Consider the following 21,287-nt stretch of genomic DNA (forward strand, 5'->3'; position numbering starts at 1 on the left):
TTTAAATTTTGGACACTTGCTGATTACAAGCGAGTGATACCACTGCGGAGTGGTAGTTCAGTTGGTTAGAATACCGGCCTGTCACGCCGGGGGTCGCGGGTTCGAGTCCCGTCCACTCCGCCACTTAATATCGACAACCTCGCCCATGCGAGGTTTTGTCAAATCTAGAATATAAGAATTCTAAAGGGGTGTAGCTCCAATTGGCAGAGCAGCGGATTCCAAATCCGCGTGTTGGGAGTTCGAATCTCTCCACCCCTGCCATATATCAAGGCTCTGACTTAGGTCAGAGCCTTTTTTGTATCTGCTTGACACTATGCATGTGTCCTCTCATCCCACCTATATGCCTTTCTGCTGCCTGCTGCTCTTTGTAAGTATTTATTAACTCACCAACCTATTAGACTAGTCGTTATAACCAAGAGCTCCGAAATGTTAGCAATAAATGAGAATCATTATTTATATTTAGTTACACTCGACTCATCTGGATTAATGAGTAACTATTCATGGATATCTCTCGTCGTCGCTTTATTCAATCTTCTTTGGCTATTTCTATTCTAGCTGTTCTACCAGCTTGTACTTTATCGCGGCAGCAAGATAAAAACGGGCATTACATTTACGATCTAACTGCAGAGCCTTCTACGGCTGAACTAGTGCCCGGTTTCAATACTGAGGTATTAGCTTTTAATGGGCGTATACCTGCACCGATAATTCGTTGCCGACAAGGGGAAAAGGTAACAATCAACTTCATCAATAAGCTATCAGAGCCGACGACGATTCATTGGCATGGCTTGAGGATTCCTATTGAAATGGATGGAGTTCCGTTTTTAAGCCAGGCTCCTATCATGCCCGGAGAGACTTTTACGTATGAGTTTATTCCGCCAGATGCAGGTACGTTTTGGTATCACCCACACATGAACAGCGTTAAGCAGCTTGGTATGGGGTTGGTTGGGCTAATAATTGTTGAAGAGGCTGAGCCTGTTCAGTTTGATGAAGAGCATGAAGTCGTCCTCAAGCATTGGCATTTAGACAAGCAAGGACAGTGGAAGAATCTAATGGTGCCGCGCTTGAGTGCACGTATGGGAACGCCAGGAGAGTGGAGTAGCGTCAATGGTATTCATGAGCCTGTTTATACGCTGAAGCAGAACGCGACTACGCGATTAAGAATTGCTAATGTCGATAACACCATTACCTATCCGATCGCGATTGAAGGCACAGAGGCTTGGGTTATTGCCATCGATGGCAATCCAGTTAAAACGCCTTATAGGCTCACTCAACACAAAATTGGTCCGGGAATGAGATTGGATATCGGATTGATTGCTCCGAAGGCTGGAGAGCGTGTTTATGTGCGTCAAATGAAAGGGCGCTTCCCATTCTCTTTGTGTGAGTTTGAAGTTGTTGAGTCTGACCTGCCAAGCAACAAGAAACTGCCTTTATTGCCTCTCAACCCTGTGCCTGATCTTGATTTGGAAAATGCGGAGCAAATCGATTATGTGTTTGAATGGGAGGGGGCGATCACTCCTGCCGATAAATCGGGCAAAGCGATACCTAAATTCTGGCTGATGAACAAACGAGCTTGGGAGGGAATGAGTAAAGATAATATCCCAGCACCACTTTCAAAATTGGAACTTGGAAAAACCTATATCTTCAATTTGAAGAACGTTACTCAATATCATCATCCTATTCATCTTCATGGGCATACATTTACTGTTCTTGAGTTAGATGGCAAGAAACTTGACGAACCGTTCCATACCGATACGGTTTTACTTGGAAAAAATGGCAGTGCCAAAGCTGCCTTTGTTGCTAACAACCCTGGACGTTGGATGTATCACTGCCATGTTATTGAGCATATGAAAACCGGTTTGATGGGGTATATTGAAGTAAAGTGACTCCTGTAACTTTTTTAATCTCAGCGTGTTTTAAATGCAATACGTTGTCGAATTCTAAAATTTCACCATCAATATCGCTTTAGTTTTGGTTACAATATCGTCATCAATAGTGTTGGGGGGAATTATGGGGCAGTTTTCCATTCTTGGTTTTATTGCGCTAGGTGGTGCTTTTGGTGCGTGTTCTCGTTACTTGATATCTGAACTGTGTGTCATTTTATTGGGGCGTGGTTTTCCATACGGTACGTTAACCGTTAATGTGGTTGGTTCATTTATAATGGGCTTGTTGATTGCTGCGTTCGACAATGAACTGTTGGCAACAGAACCTTGGCGACAAGTGATTGGTTTGGGATTTTTAGGGGCACTGACGACGTTTTCCACCTTTTCTATGGATAATGTTTTACTTATGCAGCAAGGTGCATTTTTTAAGATGGGGTTAAATATTTTATTAAATGTGGTGCTGAGCATCTCTGCTGCGTGGATCGGTTTCCAATTATTGATGCGCAGCTAGCAAAGTAGTTAAAAATTAAACAGGTCGGCTTGGTTTAACCAGGCCGTTTTTATATACTGATATCACTTGTCGGAGTGCCATAAGGCTGAGACCGTTAATTCGGGATCCGTTGAACCTGATCAGATTAGAATCTGCGAAGGGAACAAGAGAAGATATTTATACCGGAGTTCTTTCTGGTTGACCTATCAAATAGTCGAATGTTGTTATAGGCAAATTACTTAAGCTTTATTTAGCCTTAATTTGACTCCTCTTGTCGCATCTATCCGCCAAGCATTTTTATCCAATTACTTTTTATCTAGTATAACAAAGCAAGGAAAAATGCTATGTCGAGTCGCAAACAAGCGAGACTGGAAGCAAAACAGTTCATTGAAACACTCTCGGTACAGCCGTACCCAAATTCCACAAAAGTATATGTAGAAGGTTCACGTCCAGATGTTCGTGTACCTATGCGTGAAATAGCGCTAGCAGATAGCCTGATTGGTGGCACAAAAGAAGCGCCAATCTTCGAGCCTAATGAGCCAGTACGCGTTTACGATACCTCTGGAGTATACACTGACCCGGAACACACCATAGATCTTTATAACGGCTTACCTAAATTAAGAGAAAGCTGGATTGAAGAACGCGGTGACACAGAGTTACTCGATGAAGTAAGCTCGGTGTACACCAAAGAACGCTTAGAAGACGAAACACTAGACGATCTTCGTTACGGTAATCTACCACGTATTCGACGTGCCAAAGATGGGCAGTGCGTCACTCAGCTGCACTATGCTCGCAAAGGCATTATTACCCCAGAAATGGAATTCATCGCGCTGCGTGAAAACATGGGTCGTGCCAAGTACCGTGATGATGTGCTGAATCAACAGCATCCTGGTCAAAGCTTTGGAGCGAATCTTCCAAAAGACATTACCGCCGAGTTTGTTCGCAAAGAAGTTGCCGAAGGTCGCGCGATTATCCCTTCTAATATCAACCACCCAGAATCCGAACCAATGATCATTGGACGTAACTTTTTGGTCAAAGTGAACGCTAATATCGGTAACTCATCGGTGACGTCTTCGATTGAGGAAGAGGTTGAGAAGCTAGTGTGGGCGACACGCTGGGGTGGCGATACTGTTATGGATCTCTCCACAGGTCGCAATATTCATGAAACTCGAGAATGGATTCTGCGTAACAGCCCGGTTCCGATCGGTACCGTACCTATGTATCAAGCGCTTGAGAAAGTGAATGGAGTTGCCGAAAACCTTAACTGGGAAGTGATGCGCGATACTCTGATTGAGCAAGCAGAGCAGGGCGTTGATTACTTCACTATCCATGCCGGTTTACTACTTCGCTATGTGCCAATGACTGCAAAGCGTGTTACTGGCATCGTTTCTCGTGGTGGTTCTATCATCGCGAAATGGTGTTTAGCGCATCACCAAGAAAGCTTCTTATACACCCATTTCCGAGAGATCTGTGAAATATGTGCTAAGTATGATGTAGCACTTTCTCTAGGTGATGGTCTGCGTCCTGGCTCGGTTGCCGATGCTAACGACGAAGCGCAATTTGCAGAGCTTCGTACCCTTGGTGAATTGACCAAGATAGCGTGGGAATACGACGTTCAGGTCATTATTGAAGGCCCTGGTCATGTTCCAATGCATATGATCAAAGAGAACATGGAAGAGCAGCTAGAGCACTGCCATGAAGCTCCGTTCTACACGCTTGGTCCACTGACGACAGACGTCGCTCCTGGTTACGACCATATTACGTCAGGAATTGGCGCTGCCATGATTGGCTGGTATGGCTGTGCGATGCTTTGTTACGTAACACCTAAAGAGCATCTTGGCTTACCAAACAAAGAAGACGTGAAGGTAGGCATGATCACTTACAAGCTTGCTGCTCACGCTGCTGATTTGGCTAAAGGGCACCCTGGCGCACAAGTTCGTGATAACGCGCTTTCTAAAGCACGTTTTGAATTCCGCTGGGAAGACCAATTCAACTTGTCACTCGACCCAGAAACCGCTCGAGCTTTCCATGATGAAACCTTGCCTCAAGAGTCGGGAAAAGTTGCTCACTTCTGTTCGATGTGCGGACCAAAGTTCTGCTCGATGAAGATTTCGCAAGAGGTACGAGAGTACGCGAAAGACACTGAGCAAGTTGCTGCGGACCAAGCTATCTCGATCAAAATGCTTGATGATCCTCTTGAGGGGATGCGTCAGAAATCGCAAGAATTTAGAGAGTCAGGTTCTGAGTTATACCACCCAGCAGCACATGCCGAGGTAAGTGATTAATGAGAAAAATCCTTATTCCGTCATCATTGATTGAACTAACAGGTTTAGTTCAGCAATGTTTGTTGTTGGCGAAAGAACAGGGTTTTAGCATTGAAGACATTGAGTTGGGTGTGAGCCCAACTCAATCTATTCAGCTTGTTCGCGACCAACAGACTACACATATAACGACTGATCTTATTGATGGACATAACTCTGAGCATGAGAGTTCATTTGTGCTTTATTACCGTTCTTCTTTATCGGTAGAAGCGTGTGCAAAGCAACCGTCGAAAGCGATTTATATTGGTATTGCTGATGCGCAGGTTGCCGATGAAAAGGAGAAAGTGCTTCAGCTTGATATCTGGCGTCACCCAATTAACAACGAAGTGAGAGCGCTTGCCGTTAAGTCCAAACCCAACGCAATCTTCGATCCCGAACATCACCTTGCTTGGATAGTAACGCTGACAGCACTCGATTCTCCTATCGAAGATGCGTTAACACTTGCTCGAGGGATGCTAACTCAACAAGCGAATGTTTCACGTGAAACACTATTGAATGACAACCTTGACGAGGGACGATCTACTAAGTGGGCTGACCAATTTGATGATTTCCCGACACCTGTACTGGAAGATAACCGACTCGGTATTCAAGTTGGTTGGTCAGCACAAGGAGAGAGCGTTAACTTTCCAACTCTACCTAAGCAAAGTCTAGGACTCTATCCAGTCGTTGATGATGTTGCTTGGATTGAGCGCCTACTGCCACTAGGCATCAACACTATTCAACTACGAATCAAGAACCCACAACAAGCCGATTTGGAACAACAGATCATTCGAGCAATTGAGCTAGGTCGTCAATATCAAGCACAAGTGTTCATCAATGACTATTGGCAGTTGGCAATCAAGCATGACGCTTATGGCGTTCACCTAGGACAAGAAGACATAGAAGAGTCGAATTTGGCTCAGCTAACCAAAGCCGGCATTCGTCTTGGTCTTTCTACGCATGGTTATTACGAACTACTGCGCATCGTACAAATTCATCCTAGCTACATCGCGCTAGGGCATATTTTCCCAACCACCACAAAACAAATGCCATCGAAACCACAAGGTTTGGTGCGCTTGGCACTGTATCAAAAGCTGATTGATAGCATTCCTTATACAAATACAGAGGCTGCTTTCCGTCCTGCAAAAGACAAAGCAGGTAGTGACTATGTGCTTGGCTTTCCGACGGTCGCGATTGGTGGCATTGACCAATCTAATGCAGACCAAGTTTGGCAAACAGGTGTTTCTAGTTTGGCAGTTGTGCGAGCTATTACGTTGGCAGAATCACCTCAGTCCGTCATCGAGTTTTTCGCACAACTGATGAAGGAAAGACAGCTAACGTTTGCTGATCAGAATAGTGAATTGGTGGATACCAAGAGAGGCGAGCATGCTCACGGATAAGCAGTTCCTTCGCTATCAACGCCAAGTCGCTCTGCCTGAAATTGCCGAAGTTGGGCAACAGCGCTTGAGTAAATCGCATGTGTTGATCATCGGTTGTGGTGGATTAGGAAGCGCAGCGAGTTTGTACTTGGCATCAGCGGGCGTTGGTAAATTGGTTGTGGTTGATGATGATGAAGTTGATAGCAGTAACCTACAGCGTCAGATCATTTATCGTGAACAAGACCTCCAAGTTGCGAAAACAGAAGCGACTGTAAAACAACTCAATGAACTTAATTCTATGGTTCAAATTCGTGCCCTCAATAAGCGATTAGACAAAGCACAGCTGCAGCTTGAGGTGATGCTTGCGGATGTGGTACTCGACTGCACCGATAACATGCCAACGCGCCAGCTCATTAACCAAGTTTGTTTCGAGCAAAATACGTCGCTCATCTCGGCGGCGGCGATTGGTTGGCAAGGGCAATTCGCTGTCTTTGATTACCAAACATCAAATGAACAAGAAGCGCAGAGTAAAGCCTGTTATCGCTGTTTGTATCCGTTTGACGAATTACCGCAAACGCAAAAGTGCAGTGAGAGCGGTGTCGTCGGTCCGGTGGTGGGCACACTTGGTAACTACCAAGCGATAGCGGCAATTCAAAAACTGGCGACGGGAAAGTTTCATGTCGAGACTGCCAAGTTGCATCTGTTTGATGGGTTGAAACTGCAATGGCAAACCATGGCGATAAGCAAAGACAAACAGTGCCAAGTGTGTGCTCAGATTTAGCTTACGAGTAATGGACAGAATTAAGAGAGTTGGAAGCAATGACGTTATCAGAACAACAAACAACACAAATGACCGCTGCTGACTTAGATGTGATCACTATTGTCATCAATGACCAGTCACATCAAGTTGCCAGTGAGTCGAATCTACAGCAAATCATTAGTCAATTTGCGCTGCCTGAAATGGGCTGTGTTTTTGCAATTAATAACAATGTTGTGCCGCGCAGTGAGTGGGCTAGCACAGTTCTTTCACAGGGAGATAGCATCTCTTTGTTTCAAGCGATCGCAGGGGGTTAAAGTCGATGCTTAAAATTGGTGATAAACAATTCGAATCTAGACTGTTCACGGGAACAGGGAAATTTGCCAGCAGCCGATTAATGGCAGAAGCGATTCAAGTGTCGGGATCTCAACTTGCGACCATGGCGTTGAAGCGTGTGGATGTGAACGACCAACAAGACGATATTTTGCTGCCGCTAGTACAAGCGGGTGTGAACTTATTGCCGAACACCTCAGGTGCAAAGAATGCTAAAGATGCTGTGTTTGCAGCACAATTAGCGAGAGAAGCGTTAGGTACAAACTGGTTAAAACTAGAAATTCACCCAGACCCGAAATACTTGATGCCCGATCCTATTGAGACACTTGCAGCCGCTGAGCAACTGGTTCGTGAAGGTTTCATTGTCCTTCCTTACTGTCATGCTGACCCGGTTCTGTGTAAACGATTGGAAGAGGTAGGCTGTGCTGCGGTCATGCCATTAGGTGCGCCGATCGGTTCTAACAAAGGGATAGTTTCTCACGATTTCCTAGAGATCATTATCAACCAAGCTAATGTTCCAGTGGTTGTCGATGCGGGTATTGGTGCTCCTTCACATGCCGCACGTGCGATGGAAATGGGCGCGGATGCCGTGCTCGTCAATACTGCGATTGCAGCTTCGAGCGATCCTGTTGCGATGGCGAAGGCATTTAAGTTGGCGGTAGAGTCGGGGCGTATGGCTTATGAAGCCGGACTTGCGGGTAAGGTTTCTCATGCGGTTGCGTCGAGTCCACTGACGTCATTCCTAGATGAGCTTTAGTCCTAGATTGGTTTAGCTATTAAGCGAGGAAAACATGAGCTTCGTTGAACAATTTAAGCAGCTTAATTGGGATGACATCTCGATGTCGATCTACGCGAAAACGGCACAAGATGTTGAGCGAGCATTGAATAAATCCAAGCGTGATTTGGAAGATTTTAAGGCGCTAATTTCACCAGCGGCAGAAGCGTACTTAGAGCAAATGGCGCAGTTGTCATACTCGGCAACTCGCAAGCGTTTTGGTAATACCATGTCGCTTTACATTCCATTGTACCTTTCTAATTTGTGCGCCAATGCTTGTACTTATTGTGGCTTCTCAATGGAGAATAGAATCAAGCGTCGTACCTTGAATAGGGACGAAGTGGCTGCGGAAGTTGAAGCCATTAAACGCATGAAGTTCGATAGCGTATTGCTGGTGACTGGCGAACACGAAACCAAAGTGGGCATGAAATACTTCCGCGAAATGGTACCGATGATTAAGCAACGCTTTAATTATTTGGCGATGGAAGTGCAGCCGCTAGATCAAGACGAATACGCAGAGCTGAAGACATTGGGTTTGGATGCGGTGATGGTTTATCAAGAAACGTATCATCCTTCGACTTATGCTGAGCACCATTTACGTGGTAATAAGATGGATTTCGAATACCGATTGGATACACCCGATCGTCTTGCAAAAGCAGGCATCGATAAGATCGGTATTGGCGCTTTGATAGGATTGGAAGAGTGGCGTACAGATTGTTTTTATGTGGCAGCGCACTTGGAGTATCTTGAGCGCACATATTGGCAGACTCGTTACTCAATTTCTTTCCCACGTTTACGTCCTTGTGAGGGCGCACTCCAACCAAAATCAGTCATGACGGATAAGCAGCTTGTTCAGTTGATTTGCGCTTATCGCTTGTTGAATCCGGAGGTGGAGTTGTCGTTATCGACTCGTGAATCACCCAAGTTCAGAGACAATGCATTACCGTTAGGCATCACCAGTATGTCTGCTGCATCGAAAACTCAGCCGGGGGGTTATGCGATGGATGATGTTGAACTCGAGCAGTTTGAGATCAGTGATGAGCGAAGTGCGGGTTCTGTGGAAGATATGATTCGAGCCAAAGGATTTGACCCTGTATGGCGAGATTGGCACTTGGCGTATTCTGGTTAAGCAATAAATAAAGCCACTAGCCATCGTTATGTTTCACGTGAAACATAAGCAAAAAAAGAGGGTTGATGCAAAACATCAACCCTCTACTTTTTTCTAGCTTCTAGCTTCTAGCTTCTAGCTTCTAGCTTCTAGCTTCTAGCTGTGTGCTACAGGTAGCGTTGCCTGACGAAGCCACTCTTTAACATCACCTTCGACTAGCGGGCTGATCTCATCCCATACTTTCTGGTGGTAATCATTCAGCCAAGCAAGTTCTGGACGAGTTAACATATCAACATTGATGTTGCGTTTGTCGATTGGGCAGCGTGTTAGTGACTCAAATGACAGAACAGGGAAGTCACCGTTAGTTGGTGTTTCAACAACAAGCTCTAGGTTTTCAATACGGATACCAAACGCATCTGCACGGTAGTAACCTGGCTCGTTGGATAGCACCATACCTTCTGTTAGAGGCACGTCGATTTGCTTCTTCGAAATGCTCGCTGGACCTTCATGAACACTTAGGAAGTGACCAACACCGTGACCAGTACCGTGATCGTAATCGTAACCTTCCGCCCATAGGTGCTGACGAGCTAGAGTATCGATTTGGTAACCACGTGTGCCTTTCGGGAAACGTGCACGAGCAACACCGATGTGGCCTTTTAGCGCGAGAGTGAATTGTTTAATCATCTCTTGTGAAGGCTGACCGATCGCAATTGTACGCGTGATGTCTGTAGTGCCATCGAGGTACTGACCGCCTGAATCCACTAGGTAAAGTGTGTTCAGCTCTAGCTTGCCAGGTTCGGGTTGGTTTTCGTGGTTGTAGTGACACATCGCCGCGTTACCACCTGCCGCTGAAATGGTATCGAAGCTGAGATCCATTAGCGTAGGGTCTTCGCTACGAAATGCTTCCAGTTTGTCTGCTAATGTCGCTTCGTCATGCAGGTTACCAGCAGCAACTTCCGCATCTAACCAACATAGGAACTTGCTCATTGCCACGCCATCGCGGATATGACACGCCTTCATACCGGCAATTTCAACCGAGTTCTTCGCCGCTTTTGGCATCAGACATGGGTCTGCTGCTGCAATCACGGACGCACCAGAGTTTTGTAGTACTAGCTTAAACCAAGCGTTACTGATTGCAGGGTCAACTAATACCTTTTTACCTGTCATGGCTTCAAGGCGAGATTTAAGTGCTTCTGGGTGGTGAACGGTCACACCGGTGCCTACGTGAGCGTCAAAATCAGCAGGTAGACGAGCAGGATCGAGGAAATATTCCACGCTTGAATCTGAGTGCAGAATCGCGTGAGAAAGCAGAACTGGTAGGCGTGATACATCCAAACCACGTACATTCAGCAGCCAACAAATAGAATCTAATGCTGTGATCACAGCGCTATCTGCACCTGCTTTTTTAACCAGTTGGGCGATCTCTTGACGCTTATTCTCACTTGATTGACCGACGGCTTCTGTTGGCATTAGGCGAACGTCAGAGACAACAGGCGCTGGGCGGTCATGCCACAACTCATCAATTGGGTTGTTGGTCAGAATATTTAGCTCAAGCTTTCCAGCCAGTTTAGCTTGTGCCATATCTAGCCAAGCTGAGCTGTGCATACGAGGATCAATTGCGACAGATGCGTTTGTTGGCAGGTTGTCTAGAACCCAATCTAAAGCTGGTTCTTCAATAAGGTGACGATATTCAAATAGGTCACCAGGGACTTGTTTGGTGACTTGAACGGTATAGCGGCCATCAACAAAGATAGCGGCTTTGTCTTTGGTGATTACCGCAGCACCAGCAGAACCAGTAAAGCCTGTTAACCAATGTAAGCGCTCGTTGTGCGCTGGGACGTATTCACCCAAATACTCGTCCTCGTGCGGAACCAGTAGGGCATTAATATTATGTTGTATAAGCCATTCGCGAATCGCATTCACGCGGCTGAGAGTTTCGTTGTGCATCTGTTTTATTCCTTCAAATTACCGCTCCTTCATGCTCAGGTGTGGGAGCTGTTTCCTTCTGCTTCATGCAGTTTATGATCAACGCAAGTTTGCAATGACTTAGGTTGAGTCGGAGTACAACTAGGCCATAGATGAGCCAAAAAGGACTACGACAGTTAAGCTACTCATTTTACCCGCTAAGCGCAAATTGAGAGCGGTATTTTTATCTAAGGTGATCGGTTTTTTGTGTGATCATCGTACGTAGCCAACCCAATGCAGGGTCGTTTTCTCTGTCTCGGTGCCAGAATAAAGTGTATGCCATAGGTGGAAATTCTAGCGGGAGTGGTAGTACGACCAAATCAAGCTGTTTAGCAGCGAGCTGCACAAAATGGCTTGGAGCGGTAAAAATAAAGTCAGTGTAGGAACATAAACTTGCGGCACTATTAAAGTCCGGAACGGTGACGGCAATATCGCGGTCGGCTCCAATATCGGCAAGGCGATAATCTAACAGCCAACGGTCGTTGCCGTCACAACGCACTTGTACGTGACGCAGGGCGAGATACGCTTCGAGGTTCCAAGGCTGTTTTAATGCTGGGTGATTTTTGCGAATAATACACATCTGGTGATCTCGATAAATTTCCAGTTCGCATATGTCATCGGGTGGCAGCAGAGTCAGCTTGGCATCATTAATATCGATATCTTTTCCAGTTAAGCCTAAGTCTAGCTCTCCACGTTGCAGCATTTTAAAAGTATTATCGGACCAAGGGTGAGTGCTGATCGTTACCCCAGGGGCTTGCTGAAAAATCGCCGGTAAGAAATGGGGTAGAATCAGAGGGTAAACACTTTCAACCGCTGCTATTTGAAAACGGTATTCGCTACTTTGTGGAGAGAACTCTTCTGGTTGAGTCAGTACTTCTAACTGGTTTATCAACAGATCCAGTTTAGGTTTAAGAAACAAAGCGCGCGGTGTTGGTGTTAATCCATGCGAGTTTCGGGTGAAAAGCGGGTCATCAAATTGGATGCGCAGTTTAGCCAGTGATTTGCTCACGGCAGACTGACTCAAGCACAGTCGGTGGGCGGCTCGGGTGACATTTAACTCTTCTATCAAAACTTTAAAACAGACCAATAGATTTAAATCGATACGAGCCAGTTTTTCGACGTTCACGGTGAATTTCCTCTAAGGAATAATGCTCATGATTATACATCATTTCCATTCATATCATCAGATGATTAAGCTCTATCCAAAGTTCTTTATCCAATTCGGAGTGTTGTGTGCCTAGCCAGTTTTCTAATAGTAAAAAACAGATGGCGTTATTGACCCTTTTGGTTCTTTTCAGTCCTCTTGCGATTGATATTTATCTACCTGCTTTACCTCTTATTGCTTCCACTTTTCAGGTCGATAATGCGCTAGCACAAGACACGATCACTTGGTTCTTATTTGCGATGGGTGTCGGGCAACTGTTTGCTGGCCCTTTGGCAGATAAACTCGGACGTCGAACTGTTGCATTGGGCGGTATCACTATCTATGCGATGAGCGCTTTATTGGCGTGGAGTGCTCAAAATATTGAGTGGATGTTGGTTTCCCGACTGCTACAAGGCTTAGGTGCGTGTGCGACATCGGTAGCAGCCTTTGCAACAGTTCGCGATATCTTTGGCCCGGAAAAAAGCGGCAAAATGATCAGCTACCTTAACGGTGCGATTTGTTTCATTCCGGCTTTAGCTCCAATTCTAGGTAGCTGGTTAACTCAGCAATTTGATTGGCGAGCTAACTTCAGCTTTATGGCTGGCTTTGCCGTTGTGTCCGGTTCATTGATGTTTTTCATGATGAAAGAGACTAACCCATCAACGGAAAAGCAAGCCGTGTTTAAGCTCAGCCGTTACTGGGCAGTGCTTAGTACGCCATCTTTTGTCTTCCATGCTTCACTGTGTTTAATGGCAATGGCGGTTATTCTTGCGTATGTCACCTCGGCGCCATCGGTATTGATGACAGGGATGGGGTTGTCGATGAATGAGTTCACCTTCTGGTTTGGTGTAAATGCAGTGATCAATATTGCGGCTTGTATGCTTGCGCCTAAGTTTATGGAGCGCGTTGGCACGCACAACACTTTGGTTACGGGGATCTCGACTCTGGGCCTCGCAGGTGTGATTATGCTGGTGATGAATGGTCAGAATACCGCGCTTTCTTTCATGCTACCTATTTTCATGTCGTCAGTGGGTTTTGCATTCATTCTGGGTGCAGCAGCAGGGAAAGCATTAGAACCGTTTGGTGATAAGGCGGGTACGGCAGCTGCACTGCTTGGGTTGTTCCAAATGAGTGGCTCTGGTTTGTTGGTTGGTACGTTGCAGCGTTTATCTTTGGAACCTCAAACACTGATCGCAATTCATATGTGGGTTCTATTGCCTGCGTTGGTGGTTCTGTTTACAAAAGCAGGTAAGAACTGGCATTCAAGCTTTGCGAAAGCGTAAATCAGTGTAATTTAGTATTTTCCAATGTAAGTAAGGCGTGTATATTTGTCGTTCAGACTTTTCCTGACACCATAACGGAACTCAAAAAGTAATGTCGTTAACCACGTATGAAATGGCTCGTATTCTAGAGCAAATGGAAGATTCACCAGAAAAGGTGATGTTTGGCAAGTTGCTTAATGAGCTGGGTAATCAAAGCTCCGAGCGTATTCGTAGTGCGGCTAAACAAGTACCTCTGCCAATTTTGCGTGATATCGTGTACCAATTCCAGCAAGTGATTGAGTCGCGCAAAGGCGAACAAGTTGAGCTGTTGGCAAAAGATCTTGCTCAACAGGGCATCTCAGCTGATGAGCTTCTTGCTTACTTAAATAAACAATAAAAAGTCCCCGCCACTGCGGGGATTTTTTTATCGCGTCAACTTGTTCTTTATAACATGGTCAATAGAGATAACTCCCGGTCCCCATACGATGACCACTAAAATCATGAATCCCCACAATTGATGGTCATAGAACCCTTTTTCCCACAATACCGGGTAAGAGATGACCGCGATGATATTGAACACAAACAGAATCGCAGCCATCGGGCGGGTAATTAATCCCAACGCTAAAAACACTGGCAGAATTAACTCGGCAGCCGTTCCCATGTAGGCCGCTAACTCCCAAGGCAAAAGTGGCACTTGGTATTCCAATTCGAATAGATACAGCGTGCTATCCCAAGAAGAAACTTTGATTAACCCTGAATTGAAGAACACCCATGCAACCCACAAACGACAAAAGAGAAGTAGTAAAGGGACAAAGCCAGCTTGTAAGGTATTGATCAAGTCGTCGTACCGATTGACTAAGTTTTTAACCGTATTCGTCATAGAGTGCTCCTTAGATTGATTTCAATGTAAAGCCGTCAACGAGATCGAGTGCCATGATGCTATTAAGGTGATCGAGCAAAGCTTCGGGTATTTCGCTCAAACTCTGCTTCTGCTCTAAACATTGCAGCAGTTGAAAAACATCGGTATCGAGTGCGTGACATTGAGCTTCTCCATTAGCTTGAATCGAGATGACACCTCGCTGTAATTGATTGATATTGAGTTGTTCAAACTCTTGGTGTTGAATCGCATGAAAGAGATCAAATACGGCGTAGTTTGAGTCAAAGCTGCGGCTGCCAGTGCGCAAATGAAACACCAATTGAGGTTGTTGTTCTTCCGTCACTTGGGCAAGTGCAGATAAAGGGATTCGATTTGGTTTTTCGACTTTCTCATTCTGTATTTGTCGAGCTAAGTCCATATGCCATTCAAACCTTGCGACTTCAGGAGTGTACTGGGCTTGGGTCATGACCTGACTAAACTGCATAATCGTATCTTGAAAGCCCACACCATAATGTACGACATTACCTTCTGCTAAGGGGTGAGAAAGTACGTGTTGGCGAGCAATTTGATCGAAGCACTCTTTTCCAACTAAGGCTTCAACCATTGGGTAGGTTGCTGCCAATACCTCACTCAAGCTGATGATAAAGTTATTGCGGTAAATCTGTATGCGTTCATCTGCGGTAAACTTGTCACTCACAATGTCGCATTCTTCACCGAGCGCTTGATAATGTAGGGCTTTAGCAAATTGACTCTGCAAGGTCGCAAGATTCATGACGCTTTCCTTTTGCTCTTTTGGTCAATTAAATGATTTTTCTGCAATAGTGAGGATGCTTTTTCTGCTTCGCCAAGGAGGATTTCTGGTGCAGGAATATCCAAATCCCATTCAATCAGCGTATGGCGAGGGCCGTGTTTTTGTGTCCAACTAACGAACAGCTGCCATACATCATCACTGACGGGACGGCTATGAGTATCAATCCAAATCTCACCTTTATCCAATGTCTTAATAGTAAAACCTGCCAAATGAATCTCGTCGACTTTGTCGGCTGGAATCGCATCTAGGTATGTGTCGCAATCAAAACCGTGATTGAAGGCGGAAACATATACGTTATTTAAGTCGAGTAATAAACGACAGTCGGTGCGCTTTTGCACTTCGGTAAGAAAATCCCATTCGCTGATGGTTGAATGGTGAAACTTCACATAACTAGATGGGTTCTCAATTAAGATTTCACGTTGTAGATATTCTTGCACTTCAAGCACGTTACGAGTGAAGACTTGCAGCGCTTCTTCCGTGTAAGGCAAGGGAAGTAGATCATTGAAGTAGTGACCACCATTTTCACTCCAGCTTAAATGGTCAGAGACGAAGAGCGGGTCAATTGTATTTATCAATGCTTTTAGTTGCGCTAAATGTTTCGTATTCACACGTTCCACCGAGCCCAGCGATAAACCAATACCGTGGCAACTGATGTGGTAGTGCTCGCGTAATGCTTGTAGTTGATGGCGCTCTGCTGAGTTGGGCTGAAAGTAGTTCTCGCTGTGGATTTCTAGCCACGACAGCTCAGGTTTGTGTTGGCTAAAATAATCGAGATGAGGGGAACGTAATCCAACGCCAGCAAGAGGATGGAAAGAGTGATGTTTCACGTGAAACTCCTTTTCTGATTGGCGAGTAACTGGGGGCGTTGGTTAAAGTGCAACGCGCCCCACAGAAACTTGTGATGTTGAGTTATGAGCCGCTGGTGCTACCGCCAGCCAATTTGTCACACAATCCTTTAGGAACGACAACAAAAGCATCTTTTTGGTTGTCTTCTTTAGAGGTGCCCGCGCAAGAGCTGTTTTTCGTTGCGCAGTCATTTTTACCGGCTTTCGCCACGCCATAACACTTTTCTTTTTCTGCTGCGACAGCAGGGGCTGCGGTGAGCATGGTGCCACCAAGAGCAAGAAGGCCAGTAACAGCAGCAGTAACAGCAAGATTCGATTTTTTCATCATAATTTCCTCTGAGTGATTTCCTTTTACTTTCATTCGGCAAGTCGATGCGCCGTTTGGCGTACAACCTTTATCCACTTGCTTAAATTAAAAGATAGAGATGAGGCAGAAAAACTTTCATAAAAATAACTCTCGCGAATGGTTTTGGGGTGATTACCTTCGTTAACTCTTTGAATGAAAGATTAAAAAAACAACGAATTTTTTATCAAGTTTTGTCTAAACAGCACCCAGCTGTTTAGGTTATAATCGGTTTTTATGTATAAATAACCAGTAGCTCATCATGATGGATCCATCTCTATTACTCGACGGTCTAAACGATAAACAGCGTGAAGCCGTTGCAGCTCCTCTAGAAAACTTACTTGTCCTTGCTGGTGCAGGGAGTGGTAAGACTCGCGTTCTTGTTCACCGTATCGCTTGGCTTATGTCAGTCGAGCAAGCTTCTCCTTTCTCGATCATGTCGGTCACCTTCACCAATAAAGCGGCAGCAGAAATGCGTGGTCGTATTGAAGAGTTGATGATGGGCAGTGCATCTGGCATGTGGAATGGGACTTTCCACGGTATTTGTCACCGCATTTTGCGTGCACACTATCTTGATGCCAAGCTACCGGAAGATTTCCAAATCATAGACAGCGATGATCAGCAGCGCTTGTTAAAGCGCTTGATCAAAGCGCAAAACTTGGATGAAAAGCAGTGGCCTGCACGCCAAGTTTCATGGTGGATTAATGGTAAGAAGGACGAAGGATTACGCCCATCGCATATCGACGCTTATCACGATCCAGTGACCAAAACTTATTTGCAGCTGTATACCGCTTACCAAGAAGCGTGTGATCGTGCTGGCTTAGTGGACTTTGCGGAAATTTTGCTGCGCGCGCATGAGCTACTGCGTGACAACAAGTTTGTGCGTGAACACTACCAAGCACGCTTTAAACATATCTTGGTTGACGAATTCCAAGACACAAACAACATTCAATACGCTTGGCTACGCATGATGGCTGGCCCAGATTGTCACGTGATGATTGTTGGTGACGACGACCAGTCAATTTATGGTTGGCGCGGTGCAAAAGTCGAGAACATTGAGAAGTTCACGCTGGAGTTTCCGAGCGTGAACACCATCCGTCTCGAACAAAACTATCGTTCGACCAAGACGATTCTTGAAGCGTCCAATACCTTGATTGCGAACAACACTGAACGTATGGGTAAAGAGCTGTGGACGGATGGCAATGTGGGAGAGCCGATCTCGGTTTACAGCGCTTATAACGAGCTTGACGAAGCGCGCTTTGCGGTCAATAAAATCAAAGAGTGGCAAGAGAATGGCGGCGCATTGAATGATGCTGCGATGCTGTATCGCAACAACGCGCAATCTCGTGTTTTGGAAGAAGCATTAATTCAGGCAGGCTTACCGTACCGTATTTACGGAGGCATGCGATTCTTCGAGCGTCAAGAAATCAGAGATGCGTTGAGCTACTTGCGTTTGATGGCGAACCGCAACGATGATGCCGCGTTTGAACGTGTCGTGAATACCCCAACACGTGGTCTGGGCGATAAGACGCTAGAGACTATCCGTCGTGCTGCTCGTGATAGAGGTTGCACTATGTGGGAAGCCAGTCTGGCAATGCTCGATGAGCAAGTATTAACGGGTCGAGCAGCTGGCGCGTTAAGTCGTTTTGTCGAATTAATCACCGCGCTGGAAGACGATACACTAGAAATGCCATTGCACGAGCAAACGGACCACGTGATCAAGTACTCGGGTTTGTTTGCGATGTATGAGCAAGAGAAGGGCGAAAAGTCTAAAGCTCGCATAGAAAACTTGGAGGAGCTGGTTACCGCCACTCGCCAATTCGAAAAACCAGAAGAAGCGGAAGAAATGTCTCTGCTGACGGCATTTTTAACGCATGCGGCTCTGGAAGCGGGTGAAGGTCAGGCGGACGAATTTGAAGATGCAGTCCAACTGATGACGCTGCATAGTGCGAAAGGTTTGGAATTCCCATTGGTATTCATGGTCGGTGTGGAAGAAGGTATGTTCCCAAGCCAGATGTCCGCTGAAGAGGCTGGGCGTTTGGAAGAAGAGCGCCGTCTGTGTTATGTGGGTATGACGCGCGCGATGCAAAAGCTCTACATTACTTACGCGGAAATGCGTCGCCTATATGGCCAGGACAAATACCACAAACCATCGCGCTTTATTCGTGAATTACCAGAAACGTGTTTGGATGAAGTGCGCATGAAGGCGCAAGTGAGTCGCCCTTCAAGTAGTGGACGTTTTAGCCAAACCGCAGTAAAAGAAAACTTCAATGAGACTGGTTTTTCACTAGGTTCTCGTGTGATGCATCCGAAATTTGGTGAAGGAACGATCATCAACTTTGAGGGTAGTGGCCCACAAAGCCGAGTGCAGATTGCTTTCAATGGTGAAGGCATTAAATGGTTAGTCACCGCTTACGCGAGACTGGAGAAGCTGTAGGGCTTTGTGAAAAAATGAACATAAGAGCTGCTTCGGTGGCTCTTTCTGTTTTGGCTGTTTTGAATCAACAAAATGCTGAAAGATAGGGAACTAAATGACGCTATTCGAAAAGGAGTTTAGTCTAAATCGCTTATCTTTAGACAAAGAAAAACCCCGAGGGCTTACGCCCGTCGGGGTTATAGTCTTACTCGCAGCAATCCAGCTACTAAAAGTGCTCCATGCATCAAATCCTTGATAGCGTGCTGCATTCCTTCAGCTTAATCCTTTCGTCGCCTTCCTAGCGGTGTCCTTGACCTTATCCTGGTCTGCTAACCATCCTCGTTAGCTCTCATCACTTGTTCCCTGAGCGGTGTCCATGACATCATCCTGATGTTCAGTCCTTTCCTCGTCCAGAGGTGTCCATTTCCCGTCCTTAGTAGCAACCGTCCTAGTTGCTATTGATTCCGTTCAATGTCCAGTTTTGCAATCCATGCCCGACTATTCATCCTGAATACCCGTTTCTTCTTCCTGAAGTTCACCAAATCCGTGGTGTTTCCTGTTCCGTGTCAGCATCCTTCCGACAAGGTTCATATTACGCTCTTCACGATTCTCAACAATGGTCGAAGCCCACATTTTTCTCAATCAAAAGCGTTTGAAAAACAAACATATTTATATTATTCAATATCTTATGTTTGTTTGTGGGCTGTTTTACCATTAAAAAAGAGAGGTTTGCTCCACTCCTTGTGAGAGATCTCGCACAAGGAGTCGAGCAAAACAGGCCTATTTGCCGATTGCTGCTCCTTCTCGACGAGGATCTGCGGCACCTTCTAGTCCATCTTTTGTTATGCGTATCGCATGCAGTCCAGAATTCAAATCACGAACATTGGTTTTAAAGCCCATCTTCTCCAGCTCTGGCTGTAAGCCTTCTGCAGCGGTACCTTGTTCAATATCTAAGGTGCCAAAACGGTCGAGTAATCGTGGTTGATTGATTGCTTGTTGGATATCCATATCCCATTGCGTGTGGGCAATGATGGTTTGCGCCACGTAACCGATGATTCGACTGCCACCCGGAGAACCTATCGCCATGTAAGGTTTGTTATCTTTCATCATAATGGTCGGGGCCATTGAAGATCGTGGACGTTTGCCTGGTTCTATGCGGTTGGCGATTGGGATTCCTTCGTTATGAGTACGGAAAGAAAAATCGGTCAGTTCATTATTGAGCAAGAAGCCACGCACCATTAAGCGCGAGCCAAACGCATTCTCAATGGTGGTCGTCATGGAAACCACATTGCCTTGCTTATCGACGATATTGAAATGGCTGGTGGAAGGGAGTTCAATGGACTCGTCTATGCTTAAGTTCATTGCGTGCGACCACGGAGGATTGCCCGCTTCAACTTTGCTTAGTGCTTTGCCGACTTGGATCAGCTCTGCTCGCTGCTGGAGGTAGCTTTTATCAAGCAAGCCTTGAGTTGGCATCGGCACGTAATCTTGGTCTGCCATGTATTTACCACGGTCAGCAAACGCTAGACGCGATGCATCGGCGAGTACTTGCCAAGATTTAATGCTGTTAGCACCCCAGCCTTTGAGATCGTACTGTTCAGTGATCGCCAAAATCTGACCAATGGTGAGCGCGCCAGAGCTTGGTGGTCCCATGCCGCAAATGTCATAGCTTTGGTATGCTGCACAAACCGGCTCACGTTGTCTGATTTGGTAGGTATCAAAGTCGGGTTGGGCTAATACACCGGGGTTACCTGGCGCGTTTTGTACCGTCTCGATAATGTCTCTGGCGATATCCCCATGGTAGAAGGCTTGGGCGCCTTGCTTAGCAATAGCACTCAGCGTTTGTGCGTATTCAGGGTTTTTTAATAGCGTACCTTCGGTTTTTGGCGAGCCATCCGAGTTAAAGAAATAGGCTTTTGTGACTGGAAAGCGTGATAAACGCTCGGCGTCTTTTTCTATCAAGCTTGCTAGGCGAGGACTGACTTTGAATCCTTGCTCCGCAAGCGAGATAACAGGTTGAATGATCTTTTTCCATTCCAGCTTGCCGTATTTCTGGTGGGTATCCCACAATAGTTTCACGGTGCCTGGTGTTGCGACAGAGCGTCCACTAACCACGGCATCGTAGAATTGCAATGGCTGACCGTTCTCATCTAAAAATAGCTTTGGCGTTACGGCGAGGGGGGCGGTTTCACGCCCGTCGTAAGTGGTCAGTTTTTGCTTTTCGCTATCCCAATACACTAAGAACGCACCGCCACCAATACCTGATGACTGGGGTTCAACTAAGCCAAGCATCAATTGCACCGCGACCATGGCATCTATCGCATTCCCGCCTTGCTCAAGTACGTCTGCACCCGCTTGAGTCGCCAGTGGGTTAGCAGCGGTAACCATATAATCTTTAGCTTTGACCAGCTGCTTTTGCTCAATGCCAGTGCTGTGCTCTGGTGCGACCGAATCTGCAGCTTGGTTAGCGAAGGCTTGTCCAGTGAAGGTGAAAGGGGAAGTAAGAAAAAGACCCGATAGTACGAGTCGGTTAAATGTCCATTGCATGATGACTCTCCATGTTGCCAACTAAGGTTATTCAGCTTGGCAGCCACGGAGATAG

Annotated in this window: 18 protein-coding genes, 2 tRNA genes and 1 riboswitch; of the genes, 13 read left to right on the forward strand and 7 right to left on the reverse strand. The window is 46.0% G+C overall.

Annotated features, from left to right (window positions below; all coding sequences use genetic code 11):
- The first annotated feature begins 46 nt into the window (after nucleotides 1-46).
- The 10 genes from FKN08_RS23085 (at nucleotide 47) to thiH (ending at nucleotide 9,043) form a co-directional block, all read left to right on the forward strand.
- Nucleotides 47-123, forward strand: a tRNA-Asp gene (locus FKN08_RS23085).
- A gap of 61 nt (nucleotides 124-184) precedes the next feature.
- A tRNA-Trp gene (locus FKN08_RS23090) sits at nucleotides 185-261 on the forward strand.
- A 239-nt stretch (nucleotides 262-500) separates the two neighbouring features.
- Nucleotides 501-1,883, forward strand: a complete 1,383-nt coding sequence (locus tag FKN08_RS23095) for a multicopper oxidase family protein (RefSeq protein WP_170892936.1) — start codon at nucleotides 501-503, stop codon at nucleotides 1,881-1,883.
- A 124-nt stretch (nucleotides 1,884-2,007) separates the two neighbouring features.
- Nucleotides 2,008-2,391, forward strand: coding sequence for a fluoride efflux transporter CrcB (gene crcB / locus FKN08_RS23100; RefSeq protein ID WP_005397071.1), 384 nt, complete (start codon nucleotides 2,008-2,010; stop codon nucleotides 2,389-2,391).
- 60 nt (nucleotides 2,392-2,451) lie between these two features.
- Nucleotides 2,452-2,550: riboswitch (TPP riboswitch) on the forward strand.
- 164 nt (nucleotides 2,551-2,714) lie between these two features.
- A complete protein-coding gene (gene thiC, locus FKN08_RS23105; protein WP_170892937.1) occupies nucleotides 2,715-4,655 on the forward strand; it encodes a phosphomethylpyrimidine synthase ThiC in 1,941 nt (646 codons plus the stop codon).
- Nucleotides 4,655-6,070 carry a thiamine phosphate synthase gene (locus tag FKN08_RS23110; protein WP_170892938.1) on the forward strand — a complete coding sequence of 472 codons (1,416 nt, stop codon included), beginning with the start codon at nucleotides 4,655-4,657 and terminating at the stop codon, nucleotides 6,068-6,070. Before thiC ends, FKN08_RS23110 begins: the two co-directional genes overlap by 1 nt.
- Complete coding sequence (locus tag FKN08_RS23115) at nucleotides 6,057-6,830, forward strand: HesA/MoeB/ThiF family protein (RefSeq protein WP_104969969.1); 774 nt, start codon at nucleotides 6,057-6,059, stop codon at nucleotides 6,828-6,830. The genes FKN08_RS23110 and FKN08_RS23115 overlap by 14 nt, the downstream gene beginning before the upstream one ends.
- A 38-nt stretch (nucleotides 6,831-6,868) precedes the next feature.
- A complete protein-coding gene (thiS, locus tag FKN08_RS23120) occupies nucleotides 6,869-7,123 on the forward strand; it encodes a sulfur carrier protein ThiS (protein ID WP_005378804.1) in 255 nt (84 codons plus the stop codon).
- Nucleotides 7,124-7,128: 5 nt separating this feature from the next.
- Nucleotides 7,129-7,896 (forward strand): thiazole synthase, encoded by a 768-nt coding sequence (locus tag FKN08_RS23125; protein ID WP_170892939.1) that lies wholly within the window; start codon nucleotides 7,129-7,131, stop codon nucleotides 7,894-7,896.
- Between the two features lie 34 nt (nucleotides 7,897-7,930).
- Nucleotides 7,931-9,043: a 2-iminoacetate synthase ThiH gene (gene thiH / locus FKN08_RS23130; RefSeq protein ID WP_170892940.1), complete on the forward strand. Its 1,113-nt coding sequence runs from the start codon at nucleotides 7,931-7,933 to the stop codon at nucleotides 9,041-9,043.
- A 135-nt stretch (nucleotides 9,044-9,178) separates the two neighbouring features.
- Here the strand turns inward: thiH and FKN08_RS23135 are convergent, their stop codons facing one another.
- The gene (locus FKN08_RS23135) at nucleotides 9,179-10,969 is read right to left on the reverse strand and encodes an aminopeptidase P family protein (RefSeq protein ID WP_170892941.1); all 1,791 of its coding nucleotides are present in this window, start codon (nucleotides 10,967-10,969) and stop codon (nucleotides 9,179-9,181) included.
- 202 nt (nucleotides 10,970-11,171) lie between these two features.
- Nucleotides 11,172-12,113 carry a LysR family transcriptional regulator gene (locus FKN08_RS23140; protein WP_006743068.1) on the reverse strand — a complete coding sequence of 314 codons (942 nt, stop codon included), beginning with the start codon at nucleotides 12,111-12,113 and terminating at the stop codon, nucleotides 11,172-11,174.
- Between the two features lie 107 nt (nucleotides 12,114-12,220).
- Between FKN08_RS23140 and FKN08_RS23145 the strand changes: the two genes are divergently transcribed.
- Together FKN08_RS23145 and FKN08_RS23150 are read left to right on the forward strand one after the other, a co-directional pair.
- Nucleotides 12,221-13,414 (forward strand): multidrug effflux MFS transporter, encoded by a 1,194-nt coding sequence (locus tag FKN08_RS23145; RefSeq protein WP_005397036.1) that lies wholly within the window; start codon nucleotides 12,221-12,223, stop codon nucleotides 13,412-13,414.
- Between the two features lie 91 nt (nucleotides 13,415-13,505).
- The gene (locus tag FKN08_RS23150) at nucleotides 13,506-13,790 is read left to right on the forward strand and encodes a hypothetical protein (protein ID WP_005397034.1); all 285 of its coding nucleotides are present in this window, start codon (nucleotides 13,506-13,508) and stop codon (nucleotides 13,788-13,790) included.
- Nucleotides 13,791-13,817: 27 nt separating this feature from the next.
- Here FKN08_RS23150 and FKN08_RS23155 read toward each other — a convergent pair whose 3' ends face one another.
- The 4 genes from FKN08_RS23155 to FKN08_RS23170 all read right to left on the reverse strand — a co-directional run bounded on the left by FKN08_RS23155 (nucleotide 13,818) and on the right by FKN08_RS23170 (nucleotide 16,251).
- Nucleotides 13,818-14,273, reverse strand: a complete 456-nt coding sequence (locus FKN08_RS23155; RefSeq protein ID WP_012841278.1) for a DoxX family protein — start codon at nucleotides 14,271-14,273, stop codon at nucleotides 13,818-13,820.
- A gap of 10 nt (nucleotides 14,274-14,283) precedes the next feature.
- A complete protein-coding gene (locus tag FKN08_RS23160) occupies nucleotides 14,284-15,042 on the reverse strand; it encodes a DNA-binding domain-containing protein (protein WP_170892942.1) in 759 nt (252 codons plus the stop codon).
- Nucleotides 15,039-15,908 (reverse strand): DUF692 domain-containing protein, encoded by an 870-nt coding sequence (locus FKN08_RS23165; RefSeq protein ID WP_170892943.1) that lies wholly within the window; start codon nucleotides 15,906-15,908, stop codon nucleotides 15,039-15,041. The genes FKN08_RS23160 and FKN08_RS23165 overlap by 4 nt, the downstream gene beginning before the upstream one ends.
- Before the next feature lie 82 nt (nucleotides 15,909-15,990).
- Nucleotides 15,991-16,251, reverse strand: a complete 261-nt coding sequence (locus FKN08_RS23170; RefSeq protein ID WP_031780600.1) for a DUF2282 domain-containing protein — start codon at nucleotides 16,249-16,251, stop codon at nucleotides 15,991-15,993.
- Nucleotides 16,252-16,531: 280 nt separating this feature from the next.
- Here FKN08_RS23170 and uvrD point away from each other — a divergent pair, with 280 nt between their 5' ends.
- Complete coding sequence (uvrD, locus tag FKN08_RS23175) at nucleotides 16,532-18,706, forward strand: DNA helicase II (protein ID WP_005397027.1); 2,175 nt, start codon at nucleotides 16,532-16,534, stop codon at nucleotides 18,704-18,706.
- 759 nt (nucleotides 18,707-19,465) lie between these two features.
- Here uvrD and ggt read toward each other — a convergent pair.
- On the reverse strand, nucleotides 19,466-21,232 hold the full coding sequence (gene ggt, locus FKN08_RS23180; RefSeq protein ID WP_170892944.1) for a gamma-glutamyltransferase: 1,767 nt from the start codon (nucleotides 21,230-21,232) through the stop codon (nucleotides 19,466-19,468).
- Between the last annotated feature and the right edge of the window lie 55 nt (nucleotides 21,233-21,287).

Origin of the sequence: Vibrio sp. 1-2 (7-a) (genome assembly GCF_013048515.1) — a bacterium.
GTDB classification, from domain to species: Bacteria; Pseudomonadota; Gammaproteobacteria; order Enterobacterales; family Vibrionaceae; genus Vibrio; species Vibrio diabolicus.